Origin of the sequence: Microbacterium sp. Cr-K32 (genome assembly GCF_000708345.1) — a bacterium.
Classification (GTDB): domain Bacteria; phylum Actinomycetota; class Actinomycetes; order Actinomycetales; family Microbacteriaceae; genus Microbacterium; species Microbacterium maritypicum_A.
The window spans coordinates 103,637-129,061 of the sequence record NZ_JARD01000015.1; the positions used below are offsets into that span (position 1 = coordinate 103,637).

General features: G+C 68.6%; 27 protein-coding genes. 10 read left to right on the forward strand and 17 right to left on the reverse strand.

Features of this window, described 5'->3' with window-relative positions:
- Position 1 precedes the first annotated feature (1 nt).
- The 5 genes from GZ64_RS0107620 to GZ64_RS0107640 form a co-directional block, all read right to left on the reverse strand.
- Positions 2–1,285, reverse strand: coding sequence for an ABC transporter permease (locus GZ64_RS0107620; protein WP_029260565.1), 1,284 nt, complete (start codon positions 1,283–1,285; stop codon positions 2–4).
- Positions 1,285–2,604 (reverse strand): ABC transporter permease, encoded by a 1,320-nt coding sequence (locus tag GZ64_RS0107625; protein WP_029265713.1) that lies wholly within the window; start codon positions 2,602–2,604, stop codon positions 1,285–1,287. Before GZ64_RS0107625 ends, GZ64_RS0107620 begins: the two co-directional genes overlap by 1 nt.
- Complete coding sequence (locus GZ64_RS0107630) at positions 2,601–4,115, reverse strand: ABC transporter ATP-binding protein (RefSeq protein ID WP_021199707.1); 1,515 nt, start codon at positions 4,113–4,115, stop codon at positions 2,601–2,603. The genes GZ64_RS0107625 and GZ64_RS0107630 overlap by 4 nt, the downstream gene beginning before the upstream one ends.
- Positions 4,116–4,249: 134 nt before the next feature.
- On the reverse strand, positions 4,250–5,371 hold the full coding sequence (locus GZ64_RS0107635) for a BMP family lipoprotein (RefSeq protein WP_021199708.1): 1,122 nt from the start codon (positions 5,369–5,371) through the stop codon (positions 4,250–4,252).
- 160 nt (positions 5,372–5,531) lie between these two features.
- A complete protein-coding gene (locus GZ64_RS0107640) occupies positions 5,532–6,647 on the reverse strand; it encodes a mannose-1-phosphate guanylyltransferase (RefSeq protein WP_029265715.1) in 1,116 nt (371 codons plus the stop codon).
- A 183-nt stretch (positions 6,648–6,830) separates the two neighbouring features.
- Between GZ64_RS0107640 and sdhC the strand changes: the two genes are divergently transcribed.
- The 6 genes from sdhC to GZ64_RS0107670 all read left to right on the forward strand — a co-directional run bounded on the left by sdhC (position 6,831) and on the right by GZ64_RS0107670 (position 12,490).
- Positions 6,831–7,265: a succinate dehydrogenase, cytochrome b556 subunit gene (sdhC, locus tag GZ64_RS0107645; RefSeq protein WP_072591539.1), complete on the forward strand. Its 435-nt coding sequence runs from the start codon at positions 6,831–6,833 to the stop codon at positions 7,263–7,265.
- Positions 7,265–7,714 (forward strand): succinate dehydrogenase hydrophobic membrane anchor subunit, encoded by a 450-nt coding sequence (locus GZ64_RS0107650; RefSeq protein WP_029260561.1) that lies wholly within the window; start codon positions 7,265–7,267, stop codon positions 7,712–7,714. The genes sdhC and GZ64_RS0107650 overlap by 1 nt, the downstream gene beginning before the upstream one ends.
- A 17-nt stretch (positions 7,715–7,731) precedes the next feature.
- Positions 7,732–9,558: a succinate dehydrogenase flavoprotein subunit gene (sdhA, locus tag GZ64_RS0107655; RefSeq protein ID WP_021199712.1), complete on the forward strand. Its 1,827-nt coding sequence runs from the start codon at positions 7,732–7,734 to the stop codon at positions 9,556–9,558.
- Between the two features lie 2 nt (positions 9,559–9,560).
- Positions 9,561–10,328, forward strand: a complete 768-nt coding sequence (locus GZ64_RS0107660) for a succinate dehydrogenase iron-sulfur subunit (RefSeq protein ID WP_021199713.1) — start codon at positions 9,561–9,563, stop codon at positions 10,326–10,328.
- Positions 10,329–10,434: 106 nt separating this feature from the next.
- Entirely contained in the window at positions 10,435–11,640 is a 1,206-nt protein-coding gene (locus tag GZ64_RS0107665; protein WP_029265717.1) for a YihY/virulence factor BrkB family protein, read from the forward strand.
- 10 nt (positions 11,641–11,650) lie between these two features.
- Positions 11,651–12,490: an exodeoxyribonuclease III gene (locus tag GZ64_RS0107670; RefSeq protein WP_029265719.1), complete on the forward strand. Its 840-nt coding sequence runs from the start codon at positions 11,651–11,653 to the stop codon at positions 12,488–12,490.
- Here the strand turns inward: GZ64_RS0107670 and GZ64_RS0107675 are convergent.
- Genes GZ64_RS0107675 through GZ64_RS0107685 form a run of 3 tightly spaced genes read right to left on the reverse strand, consistent with a single transcriptional unit; the run spans position 12,484 to position 14,440 of the window.
- Positions 12,484–13,122 carry a DUF4166 domain-containing protein gene (locus tag GZ64_RS0107675; protein WP_051667892.1) on the reverse strand — a complete coding sequence of 213 codons (639 nt, stop codon included), beginning with the start codon at positions 13,120–13,122 and terminating at the stop codon, positions 12,484–12,486. The genes GZ64_RS0107670 and GZ64_RS0107675 overlap by 7 nt on opposite strands.
- Positions 13,119–13,802, reverse strand: a complete 684-nt coding sequence (locus tag GZ64_RS0107680; RefSeq protein ID WP_029265723.1) for a DUF4166 domain-containing protein — start codon at positions 13,800–13,802, stop codon at positions 13,119–13,121. Before GZ64_RS0107680 ends, GZ64_RS0107675 begins: the two co-directional genes overlap by 4 nt.
- Complete coding sequence (locus GZ64_RS0107685) at positions 13,799–14,440, reverse strand: SRPBCC family protein (protein WP_136025466.1); 642 nt, start codon at positions 14,438–14,440, stop codon at positions 13,799–13,801. Before GZ64_RS0107685 ends, GZ64_RS0107680 begins: the two co-directional genes overlap by 4 nt.
- Before the next feature lie 45 nt (positions 14,441–14,485).
- On the opposite strand from GZ64_RS0107685, the gene trpS reads away from it, so the two are divergent.
- Both trpS and GZ64_RS20175 read left to right on the forward strand, forming a co-directional pair.
- Positions 14,486–15,490: a tryptophan--tRNA ligase gene (gene trpS, locus GZ64_RS0107690; RefSeq protein ID WP_081859695.1), complete on the forward strand. Its 1,005-nt coding sequence runs from the start codon at positions 14,486–14,488 to the stop codon at positions 15,488–15,490.
- 21 nt (positions 15,491–15,511) lie between these two features.
- Positions 15,512–16,195 (forward strand): hypothetical protein, encoded by a 684-nt coding sequence (locus tag GZ64_RS20175; protein ID WP_231479848.1) that lies wholly within the window; start codon positions 15,512–15,514, stop codon positions 16,193–16,195.
- A gap of 27 nt (positions 16,196–16,222) precedes the next feature.
- Here the strand turns inward: GZ64_RS20175 and pth are convergent, their stop codons facing one another.
- Entirely contained in the window at positions 16,223–16,804 is a 582-nt protein-coding gene (gene pth, locus GZ64_RS0107700; protein ID WP_029265728.1) for an aminoacyl-tRNA hydrolase, read from the reverse strand.
- 98 nt (positions 16,805–16,902) lie between these two features.
- Positions 16,903–17,517, reverse strand: a complete 615-nt coding sequence (locus GZ64_RS0107705; RefSeq protein ID WP_021199722.1) for a 50S ribosomal protein L25/general stress protein Ctc — start codon at positions 17,515–17,517, stop codon at positions 16,903–16,905.
- A 223-nt stretch (positions 17,518–17,740) separates the two neighbouring features.
- Here GZ64_RS0107705 and GZ64_RS20260 point away from each other — a divergent pair, with 223 nt between their 5' ends.
- Positions 17,741–17,866: a hypothetical protein gene (locus GZ64_RS20260; protein WP_017828452.1), complete on the forward strand. Its 126-nt coding sequence runs from the start codon at positions 17,741–17,743 to the stop codon at positions 17,864–17,866.
- A 43-nt stretch (positions 17,867–17,909) separates the two neighbouring features.
- On the opposite strand, the gene GZ64_RS0107715 is transcribed toward GZ64_RS20260, so the two are convergent.
- The 7 genes from GZ64_RS0107715 to GZ64_RS0107745 all read right to left on the reverse strand — a co-directional run bounded on the left by GZ64_RS0107715 (position 17,910) and on the right by GZ64_RS0107745 (position 24,431).
- Positions 17,910–18,401 carry a gluconokinase gene (locus GZ64_RS0107715; RefSeq protein ID WP_029260553.1) on the reverse strand — a complete coding sequence of 164 codons (492 nt, stop codon included), beginning with the start codon at positions 18,399–18,401 and terminating at the stop codon, positions 17,910–17,912.
- Positions 18,398–19,435: a zinc-binding dehydrogenase gene (locus GZ64_RS0107720; protein WP_029265730.1), complete on the reverse strand. Its 1,038-nt coding sequence runs from the start codon at positions 19,433–19,435 to the stop codon at positions 18,398–18,400. The genes GZ64_RS0107715 and GZ64_RS0107720 overlap by 4 nt, the downstream gene beginning before the upstream one ends.
- A 16-nt stretch (positions 19,436–19,451) precedes the next feature.
- Positions 19,452–20,183, reverse strand: coding sequence for a fumarylacetoacetate hydrolase family protein (locus GZ64_RS0107725; protein WP_029265732.1), 732 nt, complete (start codon positions 20,181–20,183; stop codon positions 19,452–19,454).
- On the reverse strand, positions 20,183–20,968 hold the full coding sequence (locus tag GZ64_RS0107730; protein ID WP_029265733.1) for an SDR family oxidoreductase: 786 nt from the start codon (positions 20,966–20,968) through the stop codon (positions 20,183–20,185). Before GZ64_RS0107730 ends, GZ64_RS0107725 begins: the two co-directional genes overlap by 1 nt.
- Entirely contained in the window at positions 20,965–22,383 is a 1,419-nt protein-coding gene (locus tag GZ64_RS0107735; RefSeq protein WP_029260549.1) for an MFS transporter, read from the reverse strand. The genes GZ64_RS0107730 and GZ64_RS0107735 overlap by 4 nt, the downstream gene beginning before the upstream one ends.
- A gap of 146 nt (positions 22,384–22,529) precedes the next feature.
- On the reverse strand, positions 22,530–23,318 hold the full coding sequence (locus GZ64_RS0107740; protein ID WP_029265735.1) for an IclR family transcriptional regulator: 789 nt from the start codon (positions 23,316–23,318) through the stop codon (positions 22,530–22,532).
- 54 nt (positions 23,319–23,372) lie between these two features.
- On the reverse strand, positions 23,373–24,431 hold the full coding sequence (locus GZ64_RS0107745) for a D-2-hydroxyacid dehydrogenase (RefSeq protein ID WP_029265737.1): 1,059 nt from the start codon (positions 24,429–24,431) through the stop codon (positions 23,373–23,375).
- 99 nt (positions 24,432–24,530) lie between these two features.
- Between GZ64_RS0107745 and GZ64_RS0107750 the strand changes: the two genes are divergently transcribed.
- Entirely contained in the window at positions 24,531–25,421 is an 891-nt protein-coding gene (locus GZ64_RS0107750; RefSeq protein ID WP_029265739.1) for an NAD(P)-dependent oxidoreductase, read from the forward strand.
- Positions 25,422–25,425: the final 4 nt, after the last annotated feature.

The window sequence follows — 25,425 nt, forward strand, 5'->3', positions numbered from 1 at the left end:
GCTACGACTTGATGTAGGGCTTGCCGTCTGCGGCAGGGGCCTTGATCTGCCCGGCGAATCCGGCGACCGCGAGCAGCGTCACGACATACGGCAGCATCAGCATGAACTCGCCCGGGATGGGCGTCTTCAGGATCGACAGCAGGTTCTGCAGGTTGGTCGCGAAACCGAACAGCAGCGCCGCGAGGGTCGCACGGATGGGATCCCATCGGCCGAAGATCACAGCGGCGAGGGCGATGAAGCCGAGCCCGGCCGTCATGTCCTTGCCGAACTGCGGCACCGAGACGAGGGTGAAGTACGCACCTCCCATGCCGGCGATCGCGCCGGCGAGCAGCACGTTCCAGAACCGGGTCGGGTTCACCTTGATGCCCACGGTGTCGGCCGCCTGCGGGTGCTCGCCGACGGCACGCAGCCGCAGACCCCACCGGGTGCGGTAGAGGCCCCAGGCCACCACGGCGACCGTGATGAACATCAGGTACCCGATGAAGGTCTGGTTGAACAGCACCGGCCCGATGATCGGGATGTCGCTGAGGACCGGGATCTCGACGCGCGGGAATCGCACGGGTGTGTTCAGGGTCGCCTCGTTCGGAGCGAGGAGTGCGCCGTAGAGGAAGCCGGTGAGACCGGTGACGAGCACGTTGAGGACGACACCGACGATGACCTGCTCGACCAGATACTTGATCGCGAACGCGGCGAGGACGCTCGCCACCAGGACGCCGCCGATCATCGCGCCGACCAGGCCGACGAACGGGTTTCCGGTGATGCTCGACAGGAGCGCTGCCGAGAAGGCGCCGAGAAGCAGCTGCCCCTCGATCGCGACGTTCACGACGCCGGCACGCTCGCCGATGACACCGCCCAGGGCACCGAACACCAGGGGCACCGAGAGCGAGACCGCGCCGAACAGCAGGCTCGTGACCGGCACGAGTCCGCCGGCGGAGGCCCAGACGAGGAACGCGAAGACGGCCAGCACGCTGAAGGCGATCACGAGCCACAGGGACGGCGGACGGTAGGTCCATGCCCGCAGGAACGCCCCCACCGTGAGCACCACGAGGATGCCGAACACGACCCAGAAGGTCGAGGCCGTCGGCAGCGCCACATCCGGCAGCGCGAGCGCCGAGGACTGGTCGGAAAGGCGGAACGTGCTGATGCCGTCGCGCGGCACGAGCAGGAACAGCAGGGCCAGGAGCACGGTCGCTCCGGCCAGCACGATCGGCGCCTTGAGGTGCCGCTCCTTCACGGTCGCGAGCTGCACCGTGCCGTCGGCGGCCTGGGTCTGCACGAGGGACATCATGCCGCCACCGCCTTCTTCGCGGCCTTGGCTCTGAGCCGTGCCGCCTTCTCGATATCGGTCTTGGGGAGGAAGAACACCGTGCGCAGCAGCGGCGGCGCGGCGATGAACAGCACGACGAGCGACTGCACGACGAGCACGATGTCGACCGGGATGTCCTGCGCCTGCATCGAGAACGACCCCGCCTTGAGCGCGCCGAACAGGATGCCGGCGGCGAACGTGCCCCAGGCACGACTGCGCCCGAGGAGGGCGACGGTGATGGCGTCGAAGCCGATGCCGGCGTCGATCGTCTCGGTGACACCCGTGGTCACCGCTCCCTGGATCTGATTCATGCCCGCGAGGCCCGCGAGGCCACCCGCGAAGAGCATGGCGTACACGTAGATGCGCTGCACGCTGATGCCCGCGGCCCGCGCGGCGTGCGGGTTCTCGCCCACGGCGCGCATCCGCATGCCGAGCGACGAGCGCTCGATGAGCCACCAGACGAACAGTGTCGCCACGATCACGATCACGAAGCCGAGGTCGAGAAGGGGGAACTGCGGTCCGAGCAGCGTCGGGAACTGCGCGCTCTCCGGCGTCGCCGATCCGAGGGCCTGGTTGGTGCCCGGCTTCTGCAGCAGCCCCGGGGTGCGGATCATCCAGAGCAGCAGGTAGTACGCGATGTAGTTGAGCATGATCGTGAGGATCACCTCATGCGCACCGGTGCGGGCCTTGATGAGTCCCGCGATCGCACCCCAGAGCGCACCGCCCGCGATACCGGCGATGAGCGTGACCGGGATGTGCAGCCAGATCGGCAGGTCGAGCGAGAACGTCAGCAGCGCGGCGACGGCGACGCCGATCAGCATCTGACCGCGGGCACCGATGTTGAACAGCCCGACGCGGAACGCCAGCGCGACGCCGAGGCCGGCCGCGATGAGCGGTGCCGCGAAGCCGAGCGTGTTGGTGAGGGGTCGGATCTGCGCCGCGAAGTCCGCGCCACGGGCGTTGAAGATGGCCCCGCGGAACAGCGCCTCGTATCCGTTGTAGACGGCGTTCCAGGCGGCGACGAACGTGTCACCGGGCTGCGCGAAGAAGTAGACGGATGCCGCCTGGACGTCTTCGTTCGTCAGCGCGATGAGGATGCCGCCGACGATGAGCGCCAGCACGATCGCGAGGACCGTGGTCACGGCGCTGCCGCGGAGGATCTCCTTGAGGATGACGTTGCCGCGCGGGGGCGGCGGCACGTCGGAAGGGTCGCGCGGGACCGTGCCGGTGCTCGTGGCGAGCTCCTGCGGCGGGATCCCCTTGGTCACATCTCCTGCGCCGGGCGTCGCTCCGCTCACGCGGCCACCTCCCCTTCGGCCGCTCCGGCCATCATGAGTCCGAGCGTCTCCCGAGGCGTGTCGCCGGGGACGATGCCGACGATCGTGCCGCGGTACATGACCGCGATCCGATCGGCGAGAGCTGCGACCTCGTCGAGCTCCGTGGAGACCACGATCACGGGCACACCCGCGTCACGCGTCTCGATGATCCGCTTGTGGATGAACTCGATCGAGCCGACGTCCACGCCGCGGGTGGGCTGCGCCGCGACGAGAAGGCGCAGATCGCGGCTCATCTCCCTGGCGATGACGACCTTCTGCTGGTTTCCGCCGGACAGCGTGCCGGCGGGGGTCTCGGGACCCTGCGTGCGGATGTCGTACTCCTTGATGCGCGCACGGGCGAACTCGTCGAGTGCTCCACGCCGCAGCGTGCCGGCGCGGCTGAACGCCGGGTCGTCCGAACGGTCGAGGATCAGGTTCTCGGCGACGGAGAACCCGGCCACCAGGCCGTCTTCCGTCCGGTCTTCCGGCACGAAGCCGACGCCGGCGTCGAGGATCGCCCGCACGCTCTTGCCGACGAGTTCGTTGCCGTCGAGTCGGATGCTGCCTTCGACACGGGCGGCGAGACCGACGATGGCCTCCACCAGCTCGGTCTGACCGTTGCCCTGGACGCCCGCGATCGCGAGCACCTCCCCCGGCCGGACGGCGAAATCGACCCCGTCGACGACGATGGCGCCGGTGGGCGTCAGAACGCGCAGACCCGTGACCTCGAAGCCGCCCTCGCCCAGGCGCGGCGGCTCCTTGTGCACGGTGAGCTCGACCGCGCGGCCGACCATGAGCGATGCCAGCTCGGAGTTCGTCGCTGTGGGCGAAGCCTCACCCACGACCTTGCCGAGGCGCACGATCGTGATCTTGTCCGCGACCTCGCGGACCTCACGGAGCTTGTGCGTGATGAACACGATCGCCGTGCCCTCGTCACGCAGTTGGCGCATGATGCCCATCAGCTCGTCCGTCTCCTGCGGAGTGAGCACCGCGGTGGGCTCGTCGAACACGAGCACCTTCGCGTCACGCGACAGCGCCTTGATGATCTCGACGCGCTGCTGCACGCCGACGGGAAGATCTCCGACCAGCGCGTCGGGGTCGATGTCGAAGCCGAAGCGGGCCGCGACCGATCGCACGTGCTCTCGCGCCTTCGCGATGTCGAGCGTGCCGAGGGCCTTGGTCTGCTCATGTCCGAGCATGACGTTCTCGGCCACGGTGAACACCGGGACGAGCATGAAGTGCTGGTGGACCATGCCGATCCCCGCAGCCATCGCGTCACCGGGACCGCGGAAGCGCTGCACCTCGTCGTCGAGGAGGATCTCGCCCTCGTCGGCCTGATACAGGCCGTAGAGGACATTCATGAGGGTGGACTTGCCTGCGCCGTTCTCACCGAGCAGCGCGTGGATCTCACCCGGTTCGACCACCAGATCGATGTGGTCGTTGGCAACGAGGGTGCCGAATCGCTTGGTGATGCCGCGAAGTTCGAGCTTCATATCTGCACCTTATCCAGAAGAGTCATCCAGAAGAGCCATCCAGACGAGTCTTCCAGGGGGATCATCGTGCGTCCACGACACGGGGCGAGTGGCATCCTGCTCACCACTCGCCCCGTGCGGGAACTGCGACGGATTTACTTGGAGGTCGGGGAGTTCGGGGACTCCACCTTGATGTCGCCCGAGATGATCTGCTCCTGCAGAGTCTTGAGCTCGTCGGTCAGACCTTCCGGGAGCTTCGACTCGAAGTCACCGAAGCCGGAGAGCTTGACGCCCTCGTTCTCGAGCGTGCCCACGTACGGGGCCGGGTCGAACTCGCCCTGGGCCGCGGCCATGGTCGCGTCCTTCACGGCGACGTCGATCGCCTTCATGATCGAGACGAGCGTGATGCCGGCGACACTCGGGTCGGCGACGGCGAGGTCGCTGTCGACACCGAGCATCAGGGTGTCCTTGCCGCTGTCGGCGATCGCCGCAGCCGCGCTCTGGTAGACGGGGCCGCCGACCGGGAGGATGACGTCGACGCCCTGGTCGAGCACACCCTGTGCGGTCTGCTTGGCGGTGTCGTTCGCGTCGAAGCCGCCCGTGAACGAGCCCTTCTGCGTGGCCTCGTCCCAGCCGAAGACCTCGACCGCAGCGGACTTGTCCTCGTTGTACTTCTCGACACCGAGCTGGTAGCCGTCCATGAACACGGCGACCGACGGAATCTGCATTCCACCGAAGGTGCCGACCTTGTTCACGCCGCTCTGCGCGGACCAGGACGCGGCGGCGTAACCACCGAGGTATGCGGCCTGAGCCGTGTCGAAGACCAGGGGCTTGATGTTGGGAGCATCGACGTTGCCGTCGAAGTCGTTGTCGGCCCAGTCGTCGATGATCGCGTAGTCGATGTCGGGGTTCGCGAGAGCCGACTCGACCGTCGCGGCGGACAGCTTGAAGCCGACCGAGACGATGAGCGAGCAGCCCTCCGAGACCGCGGTCTCGAGGTTCGGCGCGTAGTCGTTGTCGTTGGCCGACTCGAACTCGAGCGGCTTGATGTCCAGCTCCTTGGCGGCGCTGTCCATGCCCTCCTTGGCGGACTGGTTGAACGACTTGTCGTTCCATCCGCCGGCGTCGGAGACGAGGCAGGGAAGGAAGTCGGAGGCAACCGGCTCGCCGGAGCCGGCGGGCTTGTCTGTCGGAGCCTGGCCGCAACCGGCGAGTGCGAAGACGACGCCAGCGGCGACGGTGACGCCGAGCAGCTTCTTGGTGGTGGAGATGGTCAACTGATGCCTCCCTCAACGAAACCGCGGCCATCGCGGATCGATCAAAGTTACCTACTGTTTCGGCTTTTGTGCACGCCCGTGCCGCACGTGCTGGCCAATGGTTACCAAGCTGAAATCAAGACAGCCGATGAGCGTCTCCGCCTGCTCATCGGAGCAGACGTCAGAGCACGTCCCCGCGACCGGTGAGCTTGAGCGACTCGACGACGCTCTTCACCCGCTGCGCATTCTGCACCGTCGTGACCAGCAGCGCGTCGGGGGTGTCGACCACGACGATGTCCTGCACCCCCACCAGGCTGATGACGCGGGACGTCTGGCTGACGAGGATCCCACTCGCACCATCCGTGAGCACCCGCGCGTTCGGGCCGAGCACGGCGAGGTCGTTCTTGCGACCGTTGGTGATGAGCTTCGTCAGCGACGCGAAGTCCCCCACGTCGTCCCAGTCGAAGTGACCGGGGACCACGGCGAGGCGTCCCCGTCGGGCGGCGGGCTCGGCGACGGCGTAGTCGATGGCGATCTTCTTCAGTCGCGGCCAGATCCGATCGACCGCGGGGCCACGACGGTCGCGATCGTCCCAGGCCTCGGCGAGTTCGAGCAGTCCCGCGTGCAGCTCAGGCTCGTTCACGGCCAGCTCTTCCAGCAGCACACCGGCCTTGGCGATGAACATGCCCGCGTTCCAGAGGTAGCCGCGGTCGGCGATGTACGCCTTGGCGGTCTCGAGGTCGGGCTTCTCCACGAAGCTCGCCACCAGCGCGGCCTCACGCGCACCGTCGACGACGAGCTCGGGTCCCATCTTGATGTAGCCGAAGCCGATCGCCGGCTCGGTCGGCGTGATGCCGATCGTGCAGATGTAGCCCTCACGCGCCACCTCGACCGCATCGCGCACGGCGAACTCGAACACCCGGGTGCCGCGGATCACGTGGTCCGCGCTGAAGGAGCCGATGATCACGTCGGGATTGCGACGGTGCAGGATGGCCGCGGCGAGCCCGATCGCGGCTGCCGACTCGCGCGGCTCCGACTCCAGGAACACGTTCAGGTCGGGGATCCCCGGCAACTCCGCCTCGACGGCCGCCCGGTGAGCCCGGCCGGTGACCACGGCGATCCGATCCGCACCGGCGAGCGGCACGAGCCGATCCCAGGTGTCGCGCAGCAAGGAGTGTCCGGATCCCGTCAGGTCATGCAGGAACTTCGGTGCATCCGCACGAGAGAGCGGCCACAGCCTGCTGCCGATGCCGCCGGCGGGGATCACTGCGTAAAAGTCCTCGATGGGTGTGCTCACCCTGCCCAGGGTAGCCGCAGCGATCATCTCGACATCGAGACACTTAGGCTCCCCTTCGTCGCTCCCAGTGATCTGACAGGAATAGGATGGTCACCGATCGGGCGTGCCTGACACTTCGACAGGCTCACACTTGGACAAGCGCAGCGCACGCGACCGAGTCACATCGATCCAGGGAGGACGACCGTGTCCACAAGCGCCCGCTTGACACCGTCGATTTCGGAAACCACGTCCAAGACCCCCCGCGGCACCCTCTACCGGGGTCGCGAAGGCATGTGGTCGTGGGTGCTTCACCGCATCACCGGAGTCGCCATCTTCTTCTTCCTGTTGGTGCACGTGCTCGACACGGCGCTGATCAGGGTGTCACCGGAGGCGTACAACGCCGTCATCGGGACATACAAGAACCCGATCATGGCCCTCGGTGAGGTCGTGCTCGTCGCCGGCATCGTGTTCCACGCGATGAACGGCCTGCGCATCATCGCCGTCGACTTCTGGTCGAAGGGCGCCAAGTACCAGCGCCAGCTGTTCTGGGGCGTCCTGCTGGTGTGGGGCATCATCATGGCCGGCTTCGTGCCCCGCCACCTGATGCTCGCGTTCGCCGGATTCGGAGGGGGACACTGATGTCTGCACAGACCATCGCCGCCGCCCCGGCTCGTCGCCGCCGCGGCGTCAATCTCGAGAAGTGGGGCTGGATCTTCATGCGCGTCTCGGGCGTCGTGCTCGTCGTGCTGATCTTCGGTCACCTGTTCGTCAACCTCATGGTCGGCGAAGGCATCCACGCCCTCGACTTCGCGTTCATCGCGGGCAAGTTCGCCACGCCGTTCTGGCAGTGGTGGGATGTGCTGATGCTGTGGCTCGCACTCATCCACGGCGCCAACGGCATGCGCACCATCGTGAACGACTACGTGACGAACAGCACGGCGCGCAAGGCGCTGGTCTGGGCGCTCGGGCTGGCCGCCGGCCTGCTCATCATCCTCGGCACGCTCGTGGTCTTCACGTTCGACCCGTGCCTGGGTGTGACCGAGGACAGCGTCCTCTGGTCCGAATGCGCCGCGATCGTCGGGAACTAGAAGAAGGCATACGAGAAGTGACTACCGAGACGCAGGATTCCGTCGTCCGTGACGGCGTGCACTACCACCAGTTCGACATCGTGATCGTGGGAGCCGGTGGAGCGGGCATGCGTGCCGCCATCGAAGCGGGCCCTGGCGCGAAGACCGCGGTGATCTCCAAGCTGTACCCCACGCGCTCGCACACCGGTGCGGCGCAGGGCGGCATGGCGGCAGCCCTTGCGAACGTCGAAGAGGACTCCTGGGAGTGGCACACCTTCGACACCGTGAAGGGCGGCGACTACCTCGTCGACCAGGACGCCGCCGAGATCCTCGCGAAGGAGGCCATCGACGCGGTCATCGACCTCGAGAACATGGGCCTCCCGTTCAACCGCACGCCCGAGGGAAAGATCGACCAGCGTCGCTTCGGCGGTCACACGGCCGAGCACGGCAAGACTCCGGTCCGCCGGGCCTGCTACGCCGCCGACCGCACCGGCCACATGATCCTGCAGACGCTGTTCCAGAACTGCGTCAAGCTCGGCATCAACTTCTTCAACGAGTTCTACGTGCTCGACCTGCTCACGGTGAAGGACGCCGACGGCAAGACCCAGGTCTCCGGCGTCGTCGCATATGACCTGGCCACCGGCGAGCTGCACGTCTTCCAGGCCAAGGCCGTGATCTTCGCGACCGGCGGCTTCGGCAAGATCTTCAAGACCACCTCGAACGCGCACACCCTCACGGGTGACGGCGTCGGCATCGTGTGGCGCAAGGGACTCCCCCTCGAGGACCTGGAGTTCTTCCAGTTCCACCCGACCGGGCTCGCCGGTCTCGGCATCCTCCTGACCGAGGGCGCACGAGGCGAAGGCGCGATCCTGCGCAACGCCTCCGGTGAGCGCTTCATGGAGCGCTACGCCCCCACCATCAAGGACCTCGCCCCGCGTGACATCGTCGCGCGCTGCATGGTGCAGGAGGTCCTGGACGGGCGCGGCGCCGGCCCCCACAAGGACTACGTGCTGCTCGACTGCACGCACCTGGGCGCCGAGGTGCTCGAGACCAAGCTCCCCGACATCACCGAGTTCGCCCGCACGTACCTCGGTGTCGACCCGGTCGTCGAGCCCGTGCCCGTGATGCCCACCGCGCACTACGCGATGGGCGGCATCCCGACCAACAACGACGGCGAGGTCCTCGCGGACAACACCACCGTCGTCCCCGGCCTCTACGCCGCGGGCGAGTGCGCCTGCGTCTCGGTGCACGGCGCCAACCGCCTCGGCACCAACTCGCTGCTCGACATCAACGTCTTCGGCAAGCGCGCCGGCCGCAACGCCGTCGAGTACGTCAAGACCGCCGAGTTCGTCCCCCTCCCCGAGAACCCCGCCGGCTTCGTGTCGGGCATGCTCGAGGACCTGCGCAACAACCAGGGCACCGAGCGCATCGCCGTCCTGCGCAAGACGCTGCAGGACGAGATGGACAAGGGCGCGCAGGTGTTCCGCACGCACGACTCCCTCCAGCACGTGCTCGGCGTCATCGCCGAGCTGCGTGAGCGCTACAAGAACGTGCACGTCGACGACAAGGGTCAGCGGTTCAACACCGACCTGCTCGAAGCCGTCGAGCTGGGCTTCCTCCTCGACATCGCCGAGGTCGTCGTCTACGCCGCGCAGAACCGCGAGGAGAGCCGCGGCGGCCACATGCGCGACGACTTCCCGAAGCGCAACGACGAGAAGTACATGAAGCACACCATGGCTTACCTGACCGGTGATCCGCACTCCTCCACGCCGAGCGACCACATCAAGCTCGACTGGAAGCCGGTCGTCTTCACGAAGAACGATCAGGGCGAGTTCAACTACCCGCCGATGGAGAGGAAGTACTGAGCATGTCGACCGCCATCGCAGAGGCACCTGCCGACACGACCGAAGAGACCGGCATCCAGTCCTTCATCGTCACGTTCAACATCCGCCGGTTCAACCCGGAGGTCGACTCCGAGCCGCACTGGGTCGACTACGACGTGGAGCTCTACTCCACCGACCGCGTGCTCGACGCCCTGCACAAGATCAAGTGGGAGGTCGACGGCTCGCTCACCTTCCGGCGCTCGTGCGCCCACGGCATCTGCGGCTCCGACGCCATGCGCATCAACGGCCGCAACCGCCTGGCCTGCAAGACGCTGATCAAGGACCTCGACATCTCGAAGCCGATCTACGTCGAGGCGATCAAGGGTCTGCCGCTCGAGAAGGACCTCGTCGTCGACATGGAGCCGTTCTTCGCGTCATACCGCGAGGTGCAGCCGTTCCTCGTCGCCAGCTCCGTTCCGGAGAAGGGCAAGGAGCGCGTCCAGTCCATCGCCGACCGCGAGATCTTCGACGACACCACCAAGTGCATCCTGTGCGCCGCGTGCACCTCGTCGTGCCCCGTGTTCTGGACCGACGGCCAGTACTTCGGGCCGGCGGCGATCGTCAACGCGCACCGCTTCATCTTCGACTCCCGTGACGACAACGCGGCTGTCCGCCTCGACATCCTCAACGACAAGGAAGGCGTGTGGCGCTGCCGCACCACCTTCAACTGCTCCGAGGCCTGCCCCCGTGGCATCGAGGTGACCAAGGCGATCGCCGAGGTCAAGCAGGCCGTGCTCCGCGGTCGCCCCTGACGCCGCGACAGGCAACAACGTGAGAACAGGCGGTCCCCTTCCGGGGCCGCCTGTTCTGCGTTCCTGCCCTGCTCACGCCCGTTCCGCTCTTGGATAGGGTGGGGAGGTGTCCGAACCCGATGGCTCTGCGACCGACCCCGGTCGCCTCGATGCGGCCGTCGAGCGCGCGACCGCGCTGACGCAGCGCACCCTCGGACTGTTCCCCGTGCGCGTCTGGCGCCACTTCCTGCAGCACAACGGATTCCTCCTCGCCGCGGGCGTGAGCTACCAGGCCCTCTTCGCGATCTTCGCCGCGATCTACCTGGCCTTCGCGATCGCCGGACTCTGGCTCGGCGGCAGCGATGAAGCCGTCGACGCCCTCATCGCGATGATCAACAGCTACATCCCCAATCTGATCCTTCCCGAGGGTGGTGTGGTCACGCCCGATCAGGTGAAGGACATCGCGGCGAGCACCACCGGAGTGCTGAGCGTCACCGGTCTGATCGCGCTCGGCACCGTGGTCTGGACCGCGATCGGCTGGGTCACATTTTCTCGTCGTGCGACCAGAGACATCTTCGGTCTGCCGCCCGATCGCCGCAGCTACGTGATCCTGAAGGCGCGCGACCTGCTCGCGGCGGTGATCTTCGGAGCTTCCCTGGTGGCCGGTTCGGTCCTCAGCTCGGCGAGCGCCGCGATCCTGAGCTGGTTCCTCGGTCTGCTCGGCTGGGACTCCAGCTCGAACGGGGTGATCCTCATCCGCATCGGCGCCGTCATCGTCTCCTTCGCGCTGATGTCGGGCGCCCTGGCGGCGATGGTCCGATTCCTCACCGGGACCTCCCTGCACTGGCAGACGATCTGGCCCGGCGCTCTCCTGGGCGGCGGCGCGATGACGATCCTGCAGTTCGGTGCGGGGTTCCTCCTCAGCTACACCCCGTCCAACCCGCTGCTCGCGACGTTCGCGATCTTCATCGGTCTGCTGCTCTGGTTCCGCATCAACGGCGTGGTGATGCTGGTGGCCTCCTCGTGGATCGCGGTCGCTGCACAGGACCGCGACCTGCCCCTCCTCACGCTGACCGAGGCCGAGCGCCGCATGGCGGAGTATCAGGCCCTGCTGACGGCTGCGCGCATCCGCGTGCGCGAAGCCCATGCCGCACGTGAAGCCGCGCCCTGGTACCGCGCGTGGAGCGCGGCGAAGGCCGTGCGCGACGCGGAGCAGGAGCTCGCCGACCTCGAGGACTCTCCTCCCCCGCCGCCCGATCCGAGCACGCCGCTCGCCCAGCGTCTGCTCTCCGAACTGCACCGACCGGGACGGGATGTCGGCAGCGCTCGTTAGGCTTGTGACCATGCCTCATCTGCGTATCGCCACGGTCAATGTCAACGGAATCCGAGCGGCGGCTCGCAACGGGATGAGCTCCTGGCTCGACGACGCCGGAGTCGACATCCTCACGCTGCAAGAGGTGCGCGGGCAGGACGAGCATCTCGAGGCCGCGCTCCCCGGCTGGTCGCTCGTCCACGACGAGGCCACCGCGAAGGGACGTGCCGGCGTCGCCATCGCCAGCCGCACGCCTGCGCTGGCCTCGCGCACGGCCTTCGGACCCGACGACTTCGACTCCAAGGGGCGATGGATCGAGGCCGACTACCTGATCGGCGACCGTCCGCTGACCGTGGTGAGCGCCTACGTGCACTCCGGCGAGGCCGACACCCCGAAGCAGGATGAGAAGTGGAAGTTCCTCGACGCGTTCGGCACGCGGCTCGCTGAACTCGGCGCCGACGGCGCCCTCGCCCTCGTGACCGGCGACCTGAACGTCGGACACCGCGAGCTCGACATCAAGAACTGGCGAGGAAACCGCAAGAAGGCCGGTTTCCTTCCCCGCGAGCGCGCGTACTTCGATCGGTTCCTCGGCGAGGCCGGCGCGGAGGTCTCCGGTGTCGACGGCACCGTGGGCACCGGCCTCGGCTGGATCGACGTGGGGCGGAAGTTCCACGGCGAGGTCGACGGACCGTACACCTGGTGGTCGATGCGCGGGCAGGCGTTCGACAACGACTCCGGGTGGCGCATCGACTACCACCTGGCGACGCCTGCACTCGCCGAGCGTGTGGAGACCTACCACGTCGCGCGCGCTGCGGCCTATGACCAGCGCTGGAGCGACCACGCGCCCGTCGTCGTCGACTACCGCTATTGAGCGGCGCCGGGGGTGGCATCCGCGTAGCGGTACCATCCCCGGTACTCCAGGACGGTCCCGAGCACGGGACTCGTCGCGCGCATCTCGATGGTGCGTCGGTCGTGAGTGTCGTCCCAGCCGTCCACGAGATCGACGTCGATGCGGAGAATCCCGCGTAGCGCGATCCTGCATCGCCCAAGACGCAGCGCGACGGCCCGAGTGCGCATGCGCAGCGCACCGTCGTCGGTCACCGAGCACTTCTCGAGCATCTCGACCCGACCCCTCGACCCCAGCGCATTCTGGACGAGGCCGGGATGTCCCGTCGCGAAGAGCCGGTCGACGACGTGCTGTGTCGTGTCGGCGAAACGGAACTCCCGGACCGTGTCGAGCGTCGGCCGCCCCGAGGGCGATCGACCGGACACGGTATCGATCCGGAAGGGCACGTCGCGGCCGAACCGCGTGACGAGCAGCCGCGGCCCGACGAGGGGCGACGCGAGGGCGGCGAGGCGCCCGAACCGGCTGCCGGCGACCGCGAAGACCCCCTCGGCTCCGTCGTTCCTCGCCTCGACGCGCATCTGCGCCAGGATCTCGGGATGAAGCCTCTCCGCCTCCTCCCCCAGCGCTTCGAGAAAGGCGGCTCCGCGCGCGGTCACTCGCGGCTCTCCTCGCGGTACGGCTTGACGGTCTCCGGAGCCGGTCCGCCGACGAACTCGCAGGTGAAGGCACCGCGGTAGCCGAACAGGAACCCGAAGACATCGTTGTGGATCTCGAGGTCGATCAGATACCGCTCCTGCTCGTCGTCGTAGCGCTCGATGAGCCGAGCGCGCCCGCTGAAGAGCATCGGGAAGCGGAAGGCGATGGGCCCCTCGTAGAAGCGCTGTGCGCCCGAGGTGAGCAGGAGCCCGCCGTCGTCGGTGACGGCCAGATCGAGGTCGACGGCCAGGTGCTGGTGCGTACCCAGATAGTCGACCACCCGTCGACGTGCGTCGCTGTAGATCATGGTCGCGTCGAATCGGCGGCGGCGGCCGGGGCGCACGTCCATCGTCCGCACGAAGGTCACGGTCTCGCGACCGAAGTCGTCGACGTAGGCCAGGTTGTCGATCCGGAACGGCACATCCCGCCCCCGCTCGGGGAACAGGATGTTGCGGAACGTGCCGATGAGCAGGAAAGGCAGGGTCCACCACGGGCCTCGCCGGACCTCGGACATCACCCCGCGTCCGATGCAGCCGTATCCGGCGTCCACGCCGACCCCGAAGCGGCGCTGCAGCTGCGGATGGAGGCGCGCGAAGTCGGCTCCCAGTGCGCGCTCGAAGATCCCGGTCCCGGTCGTCATGCGATCTCCTCGAGGGATACCGGTGCGTCCTCCATGATGGTCCGCCCGGTGCGCCGGGGGCGCGAGAGGCAGTTGCGTGCGCGTGGTCGGTACCCGCGCCGGAGCGACCGCCAGCCGCTGGTCTCCTCCGGAGGTATGCCCAGCTCGGCCCACAACCGGAGACGATCGAAGCTGCGGGCGGTGAGCCACCAGACGAACCGTCGGGTCACCAGCGGATCGAGAACGCGTCCCAGCCATCCCCATCCCGGTGCGTAGTCGTAGCCGGTGAGGAATCGCACGCCCTTCTCCGTCGGCACGTAGCGCCAGTAGCCGCGCCCGGTTCCGAGCGGCGAGAGCGCATCGTCGGTGTCGAAGAGCAGCGCGGAGGTGCGCTCTCCCGAGGGGCTCTCCTTCGTGGCGTGCGATACGCCGGTCCCGCGGATCGTGTGCACCACGAGATCGAGCTCGTAGCGGAAGTCCTGCGCACCGTCTGCTCGGGTGCGCTGCGGCACGATGTCGCTGAAACGCGCATCCCCGCGCACGTGCGAGGCCGGATCCTGCTTCAGCCGCCACACCTCGTCCAGGGGCGCGACGATGAGGATCTCGACATAGAGGGCCCGATCCCCTCGCGACCGTGAGCGCGGGGATACGGAGGCCATGCGCCCATCGTAGGGGCACGGCACGCACCCCATAGGATTGACTCCGTGACGAAACCTCGCCTTTACTCCGGAATGCAGCCCTCCGCCGACTCCCTCCAGATCGGCAACTACATCGGCGCGCTGCTCCAGTGGCGGGACCTGCAGAGCTCCTACGACGCGTTCTTCTCCGTCGTCGACCTGCACGCGATCACGGTCGCCCAGGATCCGGCCGAGCTCCGCGAGAAGACGCGTCGCACGGCCGCCCAGTACATCGCGGCCGGCATCGAGCCGTCGCTGTCGACGCTGTACGTGCAGTCGCACGTGCGAGCACACGCTGAGCTCGCGTGGATCCTCAGCACGATCACGGGCTTCGGCGAGGCCGGCCGGATGACCCAGTTCAAGGACAAGTCCTCGCGGTACGGCGCGGACTCCACCAGCGTCGGACTGTTCACGTACCCGGTGCTGATGGCCGCCGACATCCTGCTGTACCAGACCGACGTGGTGCCGGTGGGTGACGACCAGAAGCAGCACGTCGAGCTCACGCGCGACCTCGCCGAGCGCTTCAACTCGCGCTTCGGCGAGACCTTCACCGTGCCGATGCCGGTCATCCAGAAGGAGACCGCGCGCATCTACGACCTGCAGAACCCGACGTCGAAGATGTCGAAGTCGGCCGAAAGCGATGCCGGCGTGCTGTGGATGCTCGACGACCCGGCGAAGTCGGCGAAGAAGATCATGCGTGCGGTGACCGACAACGAGGGATCGGTGCGGTTCGACCGCGAGAACAAGCCCGGCGTCTCGAACCTGCTCACGATCTACGCGGCCCTCACCGGGCGCCAGGTCGCCGCGATCGAGGACGAATACGCGGGTCGCGGTTACGGCGACTTCAAGAAGGGTCTTGCCGAGGTCGTCGTGAACGAGTTCGAGCCGGTGCGTGCCAGGGCCCTCGAGCTGCTCGACGATCCTGCCGAGCTCGATCGCATCCTGGCGGAGAACGCCGCGCGCGCTGACGCCGTCGCCGACGCGACCCTCTCCGACGTGTACGACCGGGTGGGTCTGCTCCGGCGCGTCTGAGCCTCGCCTTAGGATGGGGGCGTGACTGATCCGCAGCTGCCTCCCCCGCCCGGTGCCGTGCCCTCCGACCCGTCTGCGTCGCCCGCGACCGGCGCGTTCCCGCCGCCGACCGCCCCCGGGTACCCTCCGGCAGCTCCCGCGTATCCCCCTGCAGCTCCCGCGTATCCCCCGGCGGGTGCGCCGTATCCTCCGGCAACGCCCTCCGGCTACCCGGCAGCGCCCGCGCCCGGGTATCCGGCAGCCCCTCCCGGGGCCTACCAGGTGCCTGTCGGCGGCTACGCGACCCCGGCCGGCGCCTATCAGGTGCCCGACGCCGCGACACCGTCCACCTCCGGACTCTTCGGAACACTTGCGCTGGTTCTCGCGCTCGTCGCGGCGGTGGTGCCGGCGATCGTCGTGAGCATCAGCGCGTTCGAGATCGGTCGGTTCCTCCCGAACGGCGCATCGGTCACCGCCGACGACCTCCGCGTGCTCACCCCGGTACGGGACCAGGTGCTCTGGGCGGAGCTCTCCTTCTGGCTCGGGACCCTCGTCGGCATCGCAGCGATCGTGCTCGGTATCGTCGCGATCGCCAAGAAGCGTGGCCGCGGCGCAGGAATCGCCGCTCTCGTGGTCGCGGTCCTGGCGTCGGTGATCTTCTTCATCGCCCTGGTCGTCGCGCTGACCGCGGGCGCTGCGACGGGCGTGTCGACCTATACGGCCTGACCGGGCCACGACCCCGCAGCGGCCGTCTCAGCGGGGCGCGTGGTGCTTCTGCTGTGCCGCGAGAAGGCCTTCGTCGACCAGCAGCTCGACCGCGTCGGCGGCGTCCGCGATGAGGATCGGCAGGTTCGGCCGCTCTTCCTTGCCGAACGGGGCGAGCACCCAGTCCGCGGGATCCTGACGCCCGACCGGACGGCCGATGCCCACCCGCACACGCGGAAAGTCGGCAGTGCTCAGCGCCCGTGCGACATCACGGACACCGTTGTGTCCGCCGTGTCCTCCCCCGGTCTTGAGCTTGACCGTGTCGAACGGGATGTCGAGTTCATCGTGTACCACGATCACCTGCTCTGGCCGCACCGAGTAGAACCGGGCCAGCGCCGCCACCGGGGTCCCGGAGACGTTCATGAAGGTGTTCGGCTTGGCCAGCACGAGCTTGTCCGCGCCGGGGCGCACCCACGTCTCGACGACGCGGGCTCCGCCCTTGTGCTCACGGAAGGCTTCGCCGCGCCGCGATGCCAGCTCATCGACCACCATCTGCCCGATGTTGTGTCGCGTGGCCTCGTATCGCGGGCCGGGGTTGCCGAGCCCCACCACGAGCCAGGTCGATGCCATGTCGTCGTCCTCTCCCCGCCGGGTGCGCAGCCCCGGTCAGGATACGACAGAGGGGACGCGATCGGATCGCGTCCCCTCTGTGATGAATCAGTCGGAGGTCACTCCGCGGCGGCCTCTTCGGCAGCCTCGGTGGCCTCGCCGGCCTCGGCGGCCTCTTCGTCATCCTCGGTGGGTGCAGCCGGGACCGAGATCGCCACGACGAGGACCTCGGGGTCGGAGAGCAGCGTGGAGCCCTTGGGGAGCTTCACGTCGGCGCCGGTGATGTGCGCGCCCTCTTCCAGTCCCTCGACGGAGACCTCGATGTTCTGCGGGATGTGCGTGGCCTCGGCCTCGATCGACAGCGTGGTCGCGTCGAGGTTGACGATGGTGCCGGCAGCGGACTCGCCCGTGACGACGATCGGGACGTCGATGGCGACCTTCTCGCCCTTCTTCACGACGAGCAGGTCGATGTGCTCGATGATCTGGTGCACCGGGTCGCGCTGGACGTCCTTGACGAGGGCGAGCTGGCCCTTGCCCTCGATGTCGAGCTCGAGAAGCGCGTTGGCGCGACGGATGATGAGCGAGACCTGGTGGCCCGGCAGCGCGACGTGCACCGGCTCGGTGCCGTGGCCGTAGATGACGGCGGGGATCTTGCCGGCGGCGCGGAGGCGGCGGGCGAAGCCCTTGCCGAAGCTCTCGCGGAGCTCGGCCTGGACCTTGGTGTCTTCAGACATGGGTTCTCCTTCGGGACACGCAGCGAAGGCGCCGCGCGGTGGTCTTGGAATTTTCGAACTCGCTGACGCAGGAGGAAAGCCACCGGGCTTGCTTCGCCGCGTCGATAACGGATGTTCGCGCACGCGCAGAAGCATCCCTCGCCGAGGTACAGCCTCAATGGTACCGGATGACCCGATAGGCTGAGGACACCGGTCCTTTTTCTGCAGAACACGGAGAACCCCCATGCTCGACGGCGCCTTCCTCTCGCACGCACTCCTCTGGCTGATCGGCGCCATGACCGTGTGCGCAGCCGTCACCTCATTCATCGCGCTGTTCGCGATGGGACGCTCGGGATACCGCAAGGACTGACCGCCGGTCGCAGAGCCGTCTCCGCACGCTCTGGTTTGAACTCTCAGCGCCGCTGTGCCGCTTCGGCGATGACGGCAGCCGCGGTCCGGACGTCCGCCGACTCGTCCACCCGGATTCCGGCCTCATCGGCCTCGAGCGATTCGAGCGTCTGAAGCTGCGAGTCCAGGAGCGCCGCCGGCATGAAGTGATCGGCCCGCAGCCGCACCCGCTCCTCGAGCACCGCGCGACCGATCGCGAGTTCGGCGAAGAACGTCTCGGGCGCTCCGGTCCGGATGACGTCGCGATAGACGCGCTTGAGCGCCGAGCACGCCACGACGACGCGGTCCTCACTCTGCAGCGTCTCGCCGACCAGACGGAGCCAGGGCAGCCGATCCGTGTCATCCAGAGGCACCCCGGCCGCCATCTTGCGGACGTTCGCGGCCGGATGCAGATCATCGCCGTCGATGAAGCGCGCACCGAGACTCTCGGCGAGGAACGCACCCACGGTCGACTTGCCCGAACCGCTCGGGCCCATCACGACGACGCGCACGCTCATGCCTCCCGGCCGAAGTCGACGAGCACCTTGCAGGAACTCGCGGGGTCGGCGGCCAGTGCGAACGCGTCGAGCGCGTCGTCCACTGGCACCACCTGGCTGATGATACCGCGCACGTCGAGGCTGCCATCGGCGAGGGCGGCGATGACCTCGCCGAACTCCGCGCCGAAGCGGAAGGACCCCCGCAGCGTGAGCTCGCGAGCGATCGCCGTGGCCATCGGCGCGGGAACCGCTCCCCCGCGCTGGAGTCCCAACATCACCACCGTGCCCCCGCGGAAAGCAGCGGAGACGGCGGCGTCGAGCCCTGGAACCGTTCCGCTCGACTCGATCACGACATCGGCATACAGCTCGGAGATCTCGGTCTCAGCCCGCGCATCGATCGCTCGGATCCCGCGCGCCTCGGCGATCTCCCTCGGCCGCTGCTGCAGGTCGGTGACGGTCACGGAGGACGCGCCGGCACGCTGGGCGACGGCGGCGACGAGCTGACCGATGGGTCCGGCGCCGATCACGACCACTCGCCGGTCCCGCACACCCCCCGCCCTCTGCACCCCGTGCCAGGCGACGGCCGCGGGCTCTGCCAGCGCCGCCGTCTGCAGGTCGAGGCCGGAAGGAAGCGGATACAGCATGCGCGCAGGGAGCGCCACGCGCCGCGCGAAGGCTCCCTGCGTGTGCGGCAGGTGCATCGCCGACCCGAGATACGTCGAGGCCGGTGCGAGATTCGGATGCTCGGGGGGCCAGGGCGTGCGACCGTCGCCGTGCGCGGTGAGCGGATGGACGGCCACGGGGGTGCCGACAGCCGGTCCCGTGCCGTCGGCCGCAGCGACGGCCACGACCCCGGACACCTCGTGCCCGAGGATCATCGGCTCGCGCAGCACCGATGCACCGGCCGCGCCGTGCTGCCAGTAGTGGAGGTCGGATCCGCAGATGCCGCCGTAGGCGATGCCCACGACGGCCTCGTCCGATCGGGGCGCCGGGGCTCCGATGTCTTCGATCCGCAGGTCTTCGGCGGCGTGCGCCACCACGGCGAGGTTGTTCACCGCGCTCCTTCCTCGGTCACACGAAAGCCGTGACCAACTCGATCCCCGCCACTCTGACGGTCACGATCTGCCCCGGCCCCACGGGCGCCTGCGAGTGCGGAGCACCCGTCATGACGACATCGCCCGGGCCGAGCGGCGACCACGCAGCCACGTAGGCGAGGCAGTCGCGGATCGACATCGGCAACTCCCGGCTTCCGGTCTCGGCGACCGGGCGTCCGTCGACCTCCACCTGGAGGCGCACATCGTCGATCCCGGCTGCGGTGTCGATCCAGGGGCCGAGCGGCGTGTACCCCTCCCCCGACTTCGATTCGAAATTTCGCGGATCGAACGCCGCGCGCTCCGGACTCGAGAGGTCGTTCACCGCGGTGACCCCGAGCACGTACTCGTGCGCGGTCTGCGCGGTCAGCCCCCGGGTCGGGCGGCCGATCACGACCGCGATCTCCCCCTCGGCGACCTGGCCGCCCGCATCGCGGCGCAGGACGACGTCGACGCCGCCGGCGGTCACCGTCCGCGGGCTCTTGAGCCACGCCTGCACGGGAGAGACGTGGGCGGGTCCGTTCTGGGCTATGCCGACGATCACCAGCGGATCCACCGGCGCGATGACCGTGCCTTCGATGCGCGGCCCGGCATCCTCCGGCTCCTGCCCCTCGGCGAAGGCGACGAACGGATCCGTCACCGGGATCAAGCCGTCGGCCGCCTGCCGTACCCACCGGGGGCCTCCGGTGGTGGCGACTCGTCCGAGACGCATCAGACGACCGCCGTCATGCCGCCGTCGACGAACAGCGTCTGTCCATTGACGAAGTCGCTCGCGCCGCTCGCGAGGAACAGCAGGGCCCCGACGAGGTCCGCGGTGTCACCCCAGCGCCCGGCCGGTGTGCGCCCGCGGACCCACTCCGAGAACTGCTCGTCGGCGACGAGAGCCTTCGTGAGCTCGGTGGCGAAGTATCCGGGCGCGATCGCATTGGCCTGGATACCGTGCGGGGCGAGATCGGCGCACAGCCCCTTCGTGAACATCACGATCGCGCCCTTGGTCGCCGCATACGCCGCGATCGAGGGACGGGCGAGCTGCGACTGCACGCTGCCGATCTGGATGATCTTGCCCGAGCCGCGCGCGATCATCCCCGCGGAGACCCGTCGCGACAGGTGGAAGACGCTGGAGAGGTTGGTCTGCACGAGGGCGTCCCAATCCTCGTCGGCGAACTCGGCGATCGGCGCACGGCGCTGGACACCGGCGTTGTTCACGAGGATGTCGGGAGTACCGACCAGATGCTCCACCTCGCCCATGCCGGCATCCACCGCCGCCGCCTCGGTCACGTCGAAGACGACGCTGTGCACGACGGCTCCCGTGCCCTGTGCGATCACGCCCGCCGCCGCCTGCGCCTTCGCGGCATCGCGCCCGTGCACGACGACGGTCGCTCCTGCACCGGCGAGGCCCTCGGCGAGGGTCCTGCCGATGCCCTGACTCGATCCGGTGACGAGCGCCGTGCGCCCGGTCAGATCGAAAGCAGCGAGTCCCGCCGGCAGCGCCGTCATCGTCCGACGGCCTTGATCGACACCGTGGTGGCGAACACGTCGTCGCCGCCCTCCCCGCGCGAGACCTTGATCGCGTCGTCGACACGGGTGAGGTCACGGCGGAGGGTCTCGGGAGCGAGGAATGTCGACGCGGTGGTGATGAGGGCCAGCACAGCCATGTAGATGGCCAGGAGCACCCAGTTGCCGTCGCTCACCGCGATCAGGTAGGCACCGAGGACACCGGCGAGGCCACCGGCGAGCACGGCCGAGATCTCGCGGGCCATCGCCACGCCCAGGTAGCGGTGACGGTTTCCGAAGAGCTCGGGAAGCATGGCGCACTGCGGTCCGAGCATGCTGTTCACGGCGACGCCGATGCCGATCGCGATCACACCGATGGCCACGGCGTAGTTCCCGAGCGACAGCAGCCACCACGCGGGGAACGTGTAGACCAGCATGAAGACCGCTCCGAAGCGGTAGACGGTACGGCGCCCGAAGCGGTCGGAGAGGTGGCCGGTGAACGGCACGGAGAAGACGCCGATCAGCGAGCCGAGGGTGACGCCCCAGGTGAGCAGACTCTTGTCGGCGTTGTCGCCGACGACCGTGACGAAGAAGGCGAGACCGAGCGTCTGGAACATGTACGAGCCGCCGTTCTCGGCCATCCGCAGCCCCACGCCGACGATCACGCCGGGCAGGCCGTGGGTGAAGATCTCCTTGATGGGGCGGTCGGCGATCTGCTCGTGCTTCTCGAGCTCGATGAACGTCGGCGTCTCGCGCAGCCGCATCCGGATGAACAGCGCGAGCAGGATCAGCGCGAAGGAGGCGAGGAAGGGCACGCGCCATCCCCAGCTCAGCAGCTGGTCCTCGGGGAGCAGCGTGATCAGGCCGAAGACCACCGCGGCGAGCAGTGTGCCCGCCTGGATGCCGACGAACGGGAGTGCCGAGAAGAAGCCCCGGCGCTTCACCGGCGCGTACTCGGCCATCAGCACCGTCGCCCCCGCCTGCTCGGCACCCGCTCCGAAACCCTGCAGCAACCGCATCAGCACCAGCAGGATCGGTGCCCACACGCCGATCGCCGCGTAGGTGGGCAGCAGTCCGATCGCGGTGGAGGCGCCGCCCATCAGCACGATGGTCGCGACCAGGACCCACTTGCGCCCGAGCTTGTCACCCAGGACGCCGAAGAACAGGCCGCCGAACGGACGCGCGAGGAATCCGACGCCGAAGGTCGCGAACGCGGCGACCGTCGCCATCGCCGGGTCATCCTGCGGGAAGAACAGCACATTGAAGATCAGCGCCGTGGAGAGGCCGTAGAGCGCGAAATCGAAGTACTCCAGCGCGCTGCCGATGCTCGACGCGAGGGTCGCGCGGCGCAGGTTCGCCGCGTATTCCGGGTCATCGGACGCTGCTCGGGGTGAGGTGCGGGGGTCTGTCACGGCCATCTCCTTCGATCGGCTTCGCCTGCGGCGTTCCCCGACTGTACCAGCCCGTTGGATTGTGTTCAACCCTTTGGACCGACTTCGCGTCCCGCTGCAGGCACGCAAAAGGACCACCGCGCCCTGCGGGCGCGATGGGGCGCAGGAGGGCGTCAGTGCCGAACGGCTGAGCTGAAGGGGTTCGTCAGCGCGGCGGCGGCGTCCCGCAGCGCCTCACCCACCCGCTCGATGCGCTCGTAGTCGGCCTCGGCGGCACGGATCGCAACACCGAGCGCGAGCGGCGGGTCCGTCGGCGCCCAGCCTTCCAGGGGCACCGCGACGCCGACGATGCCGCGGAAGGACTCCTCGGCATCGAGCGCCCAGCCCCGTCGACGGGCGGTCGCCAGCACCTCCAGCAGCCCCGGCATGGTCGTCGCGCTCCGCTCGGTGAGCTGCGGGAAGACGGCATCCTCACCGAGGAGCTCGACCACTTCAGCGTCACTCATCGCCGCCAGGAGCGCGCGCCCCGTGGCCGACAGCGGCGCCGGAAGCCGCGAGCCGAGCGGGGTGCCCAGCCGGAGCAAGCGCGACCCCTCATGTCGCGCGAGATACAGCGCATCGGTGCCATCGAGCATCGCGACCTGGACCAGCTCGGAGGCGAGCTGCGGCGAGGCCTCGCACACGCTGTAGAACTCCCGCACCTGGTTGAACTGGGCAGCGAACGCACCTCCGAGCTCGGCCGTGCGCACCCCGAGACGATAGCCCTGCGGGGTGCGATCGATCATGCCCCCGGCCTCGAGCGCCAGGCAGAGGTTCGCCGTCGACGACTTCGCCAGCCCGAGTTCCCCCGCGAGCTCGGTGAGCGTTCGTGGACCCCCGGACTCGGCGAGGATGCCGAGCAGGCGGATACTGCGGGTCACGGCGGGTGCGGGGTCGCGCCCTTCGCGGGTGTCATCATCCATGGCCGCGCCTTCCGACAGCAGGGAGCCACAGGTGCTCGATCACCTGTGGGCCGATCAGTAGAACTCGACCGTATCGACCACGGCGGTCAGCGGCTCGCCATCGAGCAGGCGCGCCGCGTTCTCCGCGAAGCGACGGGCGATCCGCTCCTCCTCCTTGGAACTGAGGGCGGCGGTGTGCGGGCTCACGAGCACGTTCGGATGCGACCACAGCGGCGACGCACCGTCGAGGGGCTCCTGCTCGAAGACGTCGAGCGCGGCGAAGGCCACGCGACCGTCGTCGAGCGCACCGAGCAGAGCGCTCTCGTCGATCACGGTGCCGCGGCCGACGTTGGTGATGATCGCACCGGGTTTGACCGCATCGAACACGTCGGCGCCGATCAGATGGTGCGTCTGCGCCGTGCCCGGAAGGGTGACGACGATCGCGTCGACGTGGGCCACCGCGTCGGTCAGCTCGTCCAGCGGCACCAGGCGATCCACTCCCGCCACCGGCTGCCCGGAGCGCGTCGTCCCCCACACCCGTGCGCCGAGCGCATGGAAGCGTCGCGCGCACTCCGTGCCGATGCCGCCCAGACCGACGACCAGCACCGTCATCTCGTCGAGCTGGCGCATCTCCCAGCGGTCCGGCCAGGTACGCGTCCCCTGATCGGCGAGGAGGCGCGGGAGGTTCTTCGCGCCCGCCATCACACCGAACACCGCGAACTCCGCGAGCGGGCCCCCGTGCACGCCGGCACTGGTGGTGAACACGACGCGGTCGAGCTGCGCCCGTTCGAGACCCGCGGCTTTGACCGAGGCACCGCCACCGGCGGCAGTCGTCATGACCCAGCGCAGACGCGGGTTCGCGGTCACGGTGCGGGCCAGCGCCGCCGCGTCCACGTCGGGGATCCCGAACAGCACGTCGGCGGAGTCGACCATTTCATCGAACGCCTGCTGCGCGCTCGGCGTGCGTACGTACTCCGGGTCGCCGGACCAGTCGGCCGGTCCGCGCATCGGCGGCAGGAGTGCGTGATCGCGGACCACCTCGAGGCGAGGCTCGAGCTCCTCGATCAATCGACACAGGCGTTCCGGCAGCGGCACCGCCACGACGGCGCGCAGTTTCTTCTCGGTCCCCGTCATGCTGGTCCCCTCCCTCGGGAAGTCTGGATCCCTCACCTTAGCCCACTTCCATCCTGTTGGACACTGTTCTATCTGTTGGATTGTTGCTACCGTGTGCGCATGAGCATCTCATCCGTCACCGTCGGCGTCGTGGGCCTCGGCGCCATGGGCCGCCCCATGGCCGACCGCCTGCTCGCCGCCCGCGGGGGGCTCGTCATCCATGCGCGCCGCCCGCAGCCGGAACTGCTGGCCGCCGGCGCCTCGTGGGCGCCGACACCACGCGAGCTCGCCTCCAGAGTAGACGTCCTGCTCATGGTGCTGCCCGACCTCCCCCCGTTCGAAGCCATGCTCGACGGACCCGACGGGCTGCTCGCCGACGCCGGAGACCTGCTCATCCTCATCGGGTCCACCTCGTCTGCTCCCGCCGTCCGTGCGCTCGCGGACCGCGTCGGAGCGCAGACGGGCGGCAGGGTCAGGATCGTGGACTGCCCGGTCTCCGGTGGGGAAGACGGAGCGGTCGCCGGGACCCTCTCGATCATGCTCGGCGGCGACCCGGACGATGCTGCCGTCGCCGCCGAGGTGCTCGCGCCCTGCGGAACCCCTGTGCTGCTCGGACCACTCGGGGCCGGCGAGGTCGCCAAGGCCTGCAACCAGCTCGTGGTGTCGGCGACGATCATGGCGCTCGGCGAGGCCACCGTGCTCGCCGAGCGCTCCGGACTCGACCTCGATGCGCTCTGGTCGCTGCTCTCGGGCGGCTACGCCGGCTCGCGCCTGCTCGACAGTCGTCGCGAGAAGCTCGTCACCGGCGACGACTCCCCCAGCGGCATCGCGCAGTACATGGTGAAGGACCTCGGCTTCGCGGCCGACATCGCCGAAGCCACCGGCACCTCGCCCGTCCTGCTGCCCACCCTGCGTGCGGCCTTCGACGAACTGGTCGCCGCCGGGCTCGGAGACCGCGACATCGCGGTGTCACGACGCTTCATCGCCTCTCGTGACACAGGTGGCCACTGACCTC

What these genes read in the sequence shown, in the direction of transcription:
- GZ64_RS0107650 (WP_029260561.1), top strand. Translation starts at nt 7,265, where the DNA reads ATGTCTGCACAGACCATCGCCGCCGCCCCGGCTCGTCGCCGCCGCGGC.
- GZ64_RS0107670 (WP_029265719.1), top strand. Translation starts at nt 11,651, where the DNA reads ATGCCTCATCTGCGTATCGCCACGGTCAATGTCAACGGAATCCGAGCG.
- pth (WP_029265728.1), bottom strand. Translation starts at nt 16,804, where the DNA reads ATGGCATCGACCTGGCTCGTGGTGGGGCTCGGCAACCCCGGCCCGCGA.
- GZ64_RS0107705 (WP_021199722.1), bottom strand. Translation starts at nt 17,517, where the DNA reads ATGTCTGAAGACACCAAGGTCCAGGCCGAGCTCCGCGAGAGCTTCGGC.
- GZ64_RS0107745 (WP_029265737.1), bottom strand. Translation starts at nt 24,431, where the DNA reads ATGACGGGGACCGAGAAGAAACTGCGCGCCGTCGTGGCGGTGCCGCTG.
- GZ64_RS0107715 (WP_029260553.1), bottom strand. Translation starts at nt 18,401, where the DNA reads ATGAGCGTGCGCGTCGTCGTGATGGGCCCGAGCGGTTCGGGCAAGTCG.
- GZ64_RS0107680 (WP_029265723.1), bottom strand. Translation starts at nt 13,802, where the DNA reads ATGACGACCGGGACCGGGATCTTCGAGCGCGCACTGGGAGCCGACTTC.
- GZ64_RS0107740 (WP_029265735.1), bottom strand. Translation starts at nt 23,318, where the DNA reads ATGGATGATGACACCCGCGAAGGGCGCGACCCCGCACCCGCCGTGACC.
- GZ64_RS0107630 (WP_021199707.1), bottom strand. Translation starts at nt 4,115, where the DNA reads ATGAAGCTCGAACTTCGCGGCATCACCAAGCGATTCGGCACCCTCGTT.
- GZ64_RS0107730 (WP_029265733.1), bottom strand. Translation starts at nt 20,968, where the DNA reads ATGACGGCGCTGCCGGCGGGACTCGCTGCTTTCGATCTGACCGGGCGC.
- GZ64_RS0107735 (WP_029260549.1), bottom strand. Translation starts at nt 22,383, where the DNA reads ATGGCCGTGACAGACCCCCGCACCTCACCCCGAGCAGCGTCCGATGAC.
- GZ64_RS0107725 (WP_029265732.1), bottom strand. Translation starts at nt 20,183, where the DNA reads ATGCGTCTCGGACGAGTCGCCACCACCGGAGGCCCCCGGTGGGTACGG.
- GZ64_RS20260 (WP_017828452.1), top strand. Translation starts at nt 17,741, where the DNA reads ATGCTCGACGGCGCCTTCCTCTCGCACGCACTCCTCTGGCTGATCGGC.
- GZ64_RS0107685 (WP_136025466.1), bottom strand. Translation starts at nt 14,440, where the DNA reads ATGGCCTCCGTATCCCCGCGCTCACGGTCGCGAGGGGATCGGGCCCTC.
- GZ64_RS0107750 (WP_029265739.1), top strand. Translation starts at nt 24,531, where the DNA reads ATGAGCATCTCATCCGTCACCGTCGGCGTCGTGGGCCTCGGCGCCATG.
- GZ64_RS0107620 (WP_029260565.1), bottom strand. Translation starts at nt 1,285, where the DNA reads ATGTCCCTCGTGCAGACCCAGGCCGCCGACGGCACGGTGCAGCTCGCG.
- GZ64_RS0107660 (WP_021199713.1), top strand. Translation starts at nt 9,561, where the DNA reads ATGTCGACCGCCATCGCAGAGGCACCTGCCGACACGACCGAAGAGACC.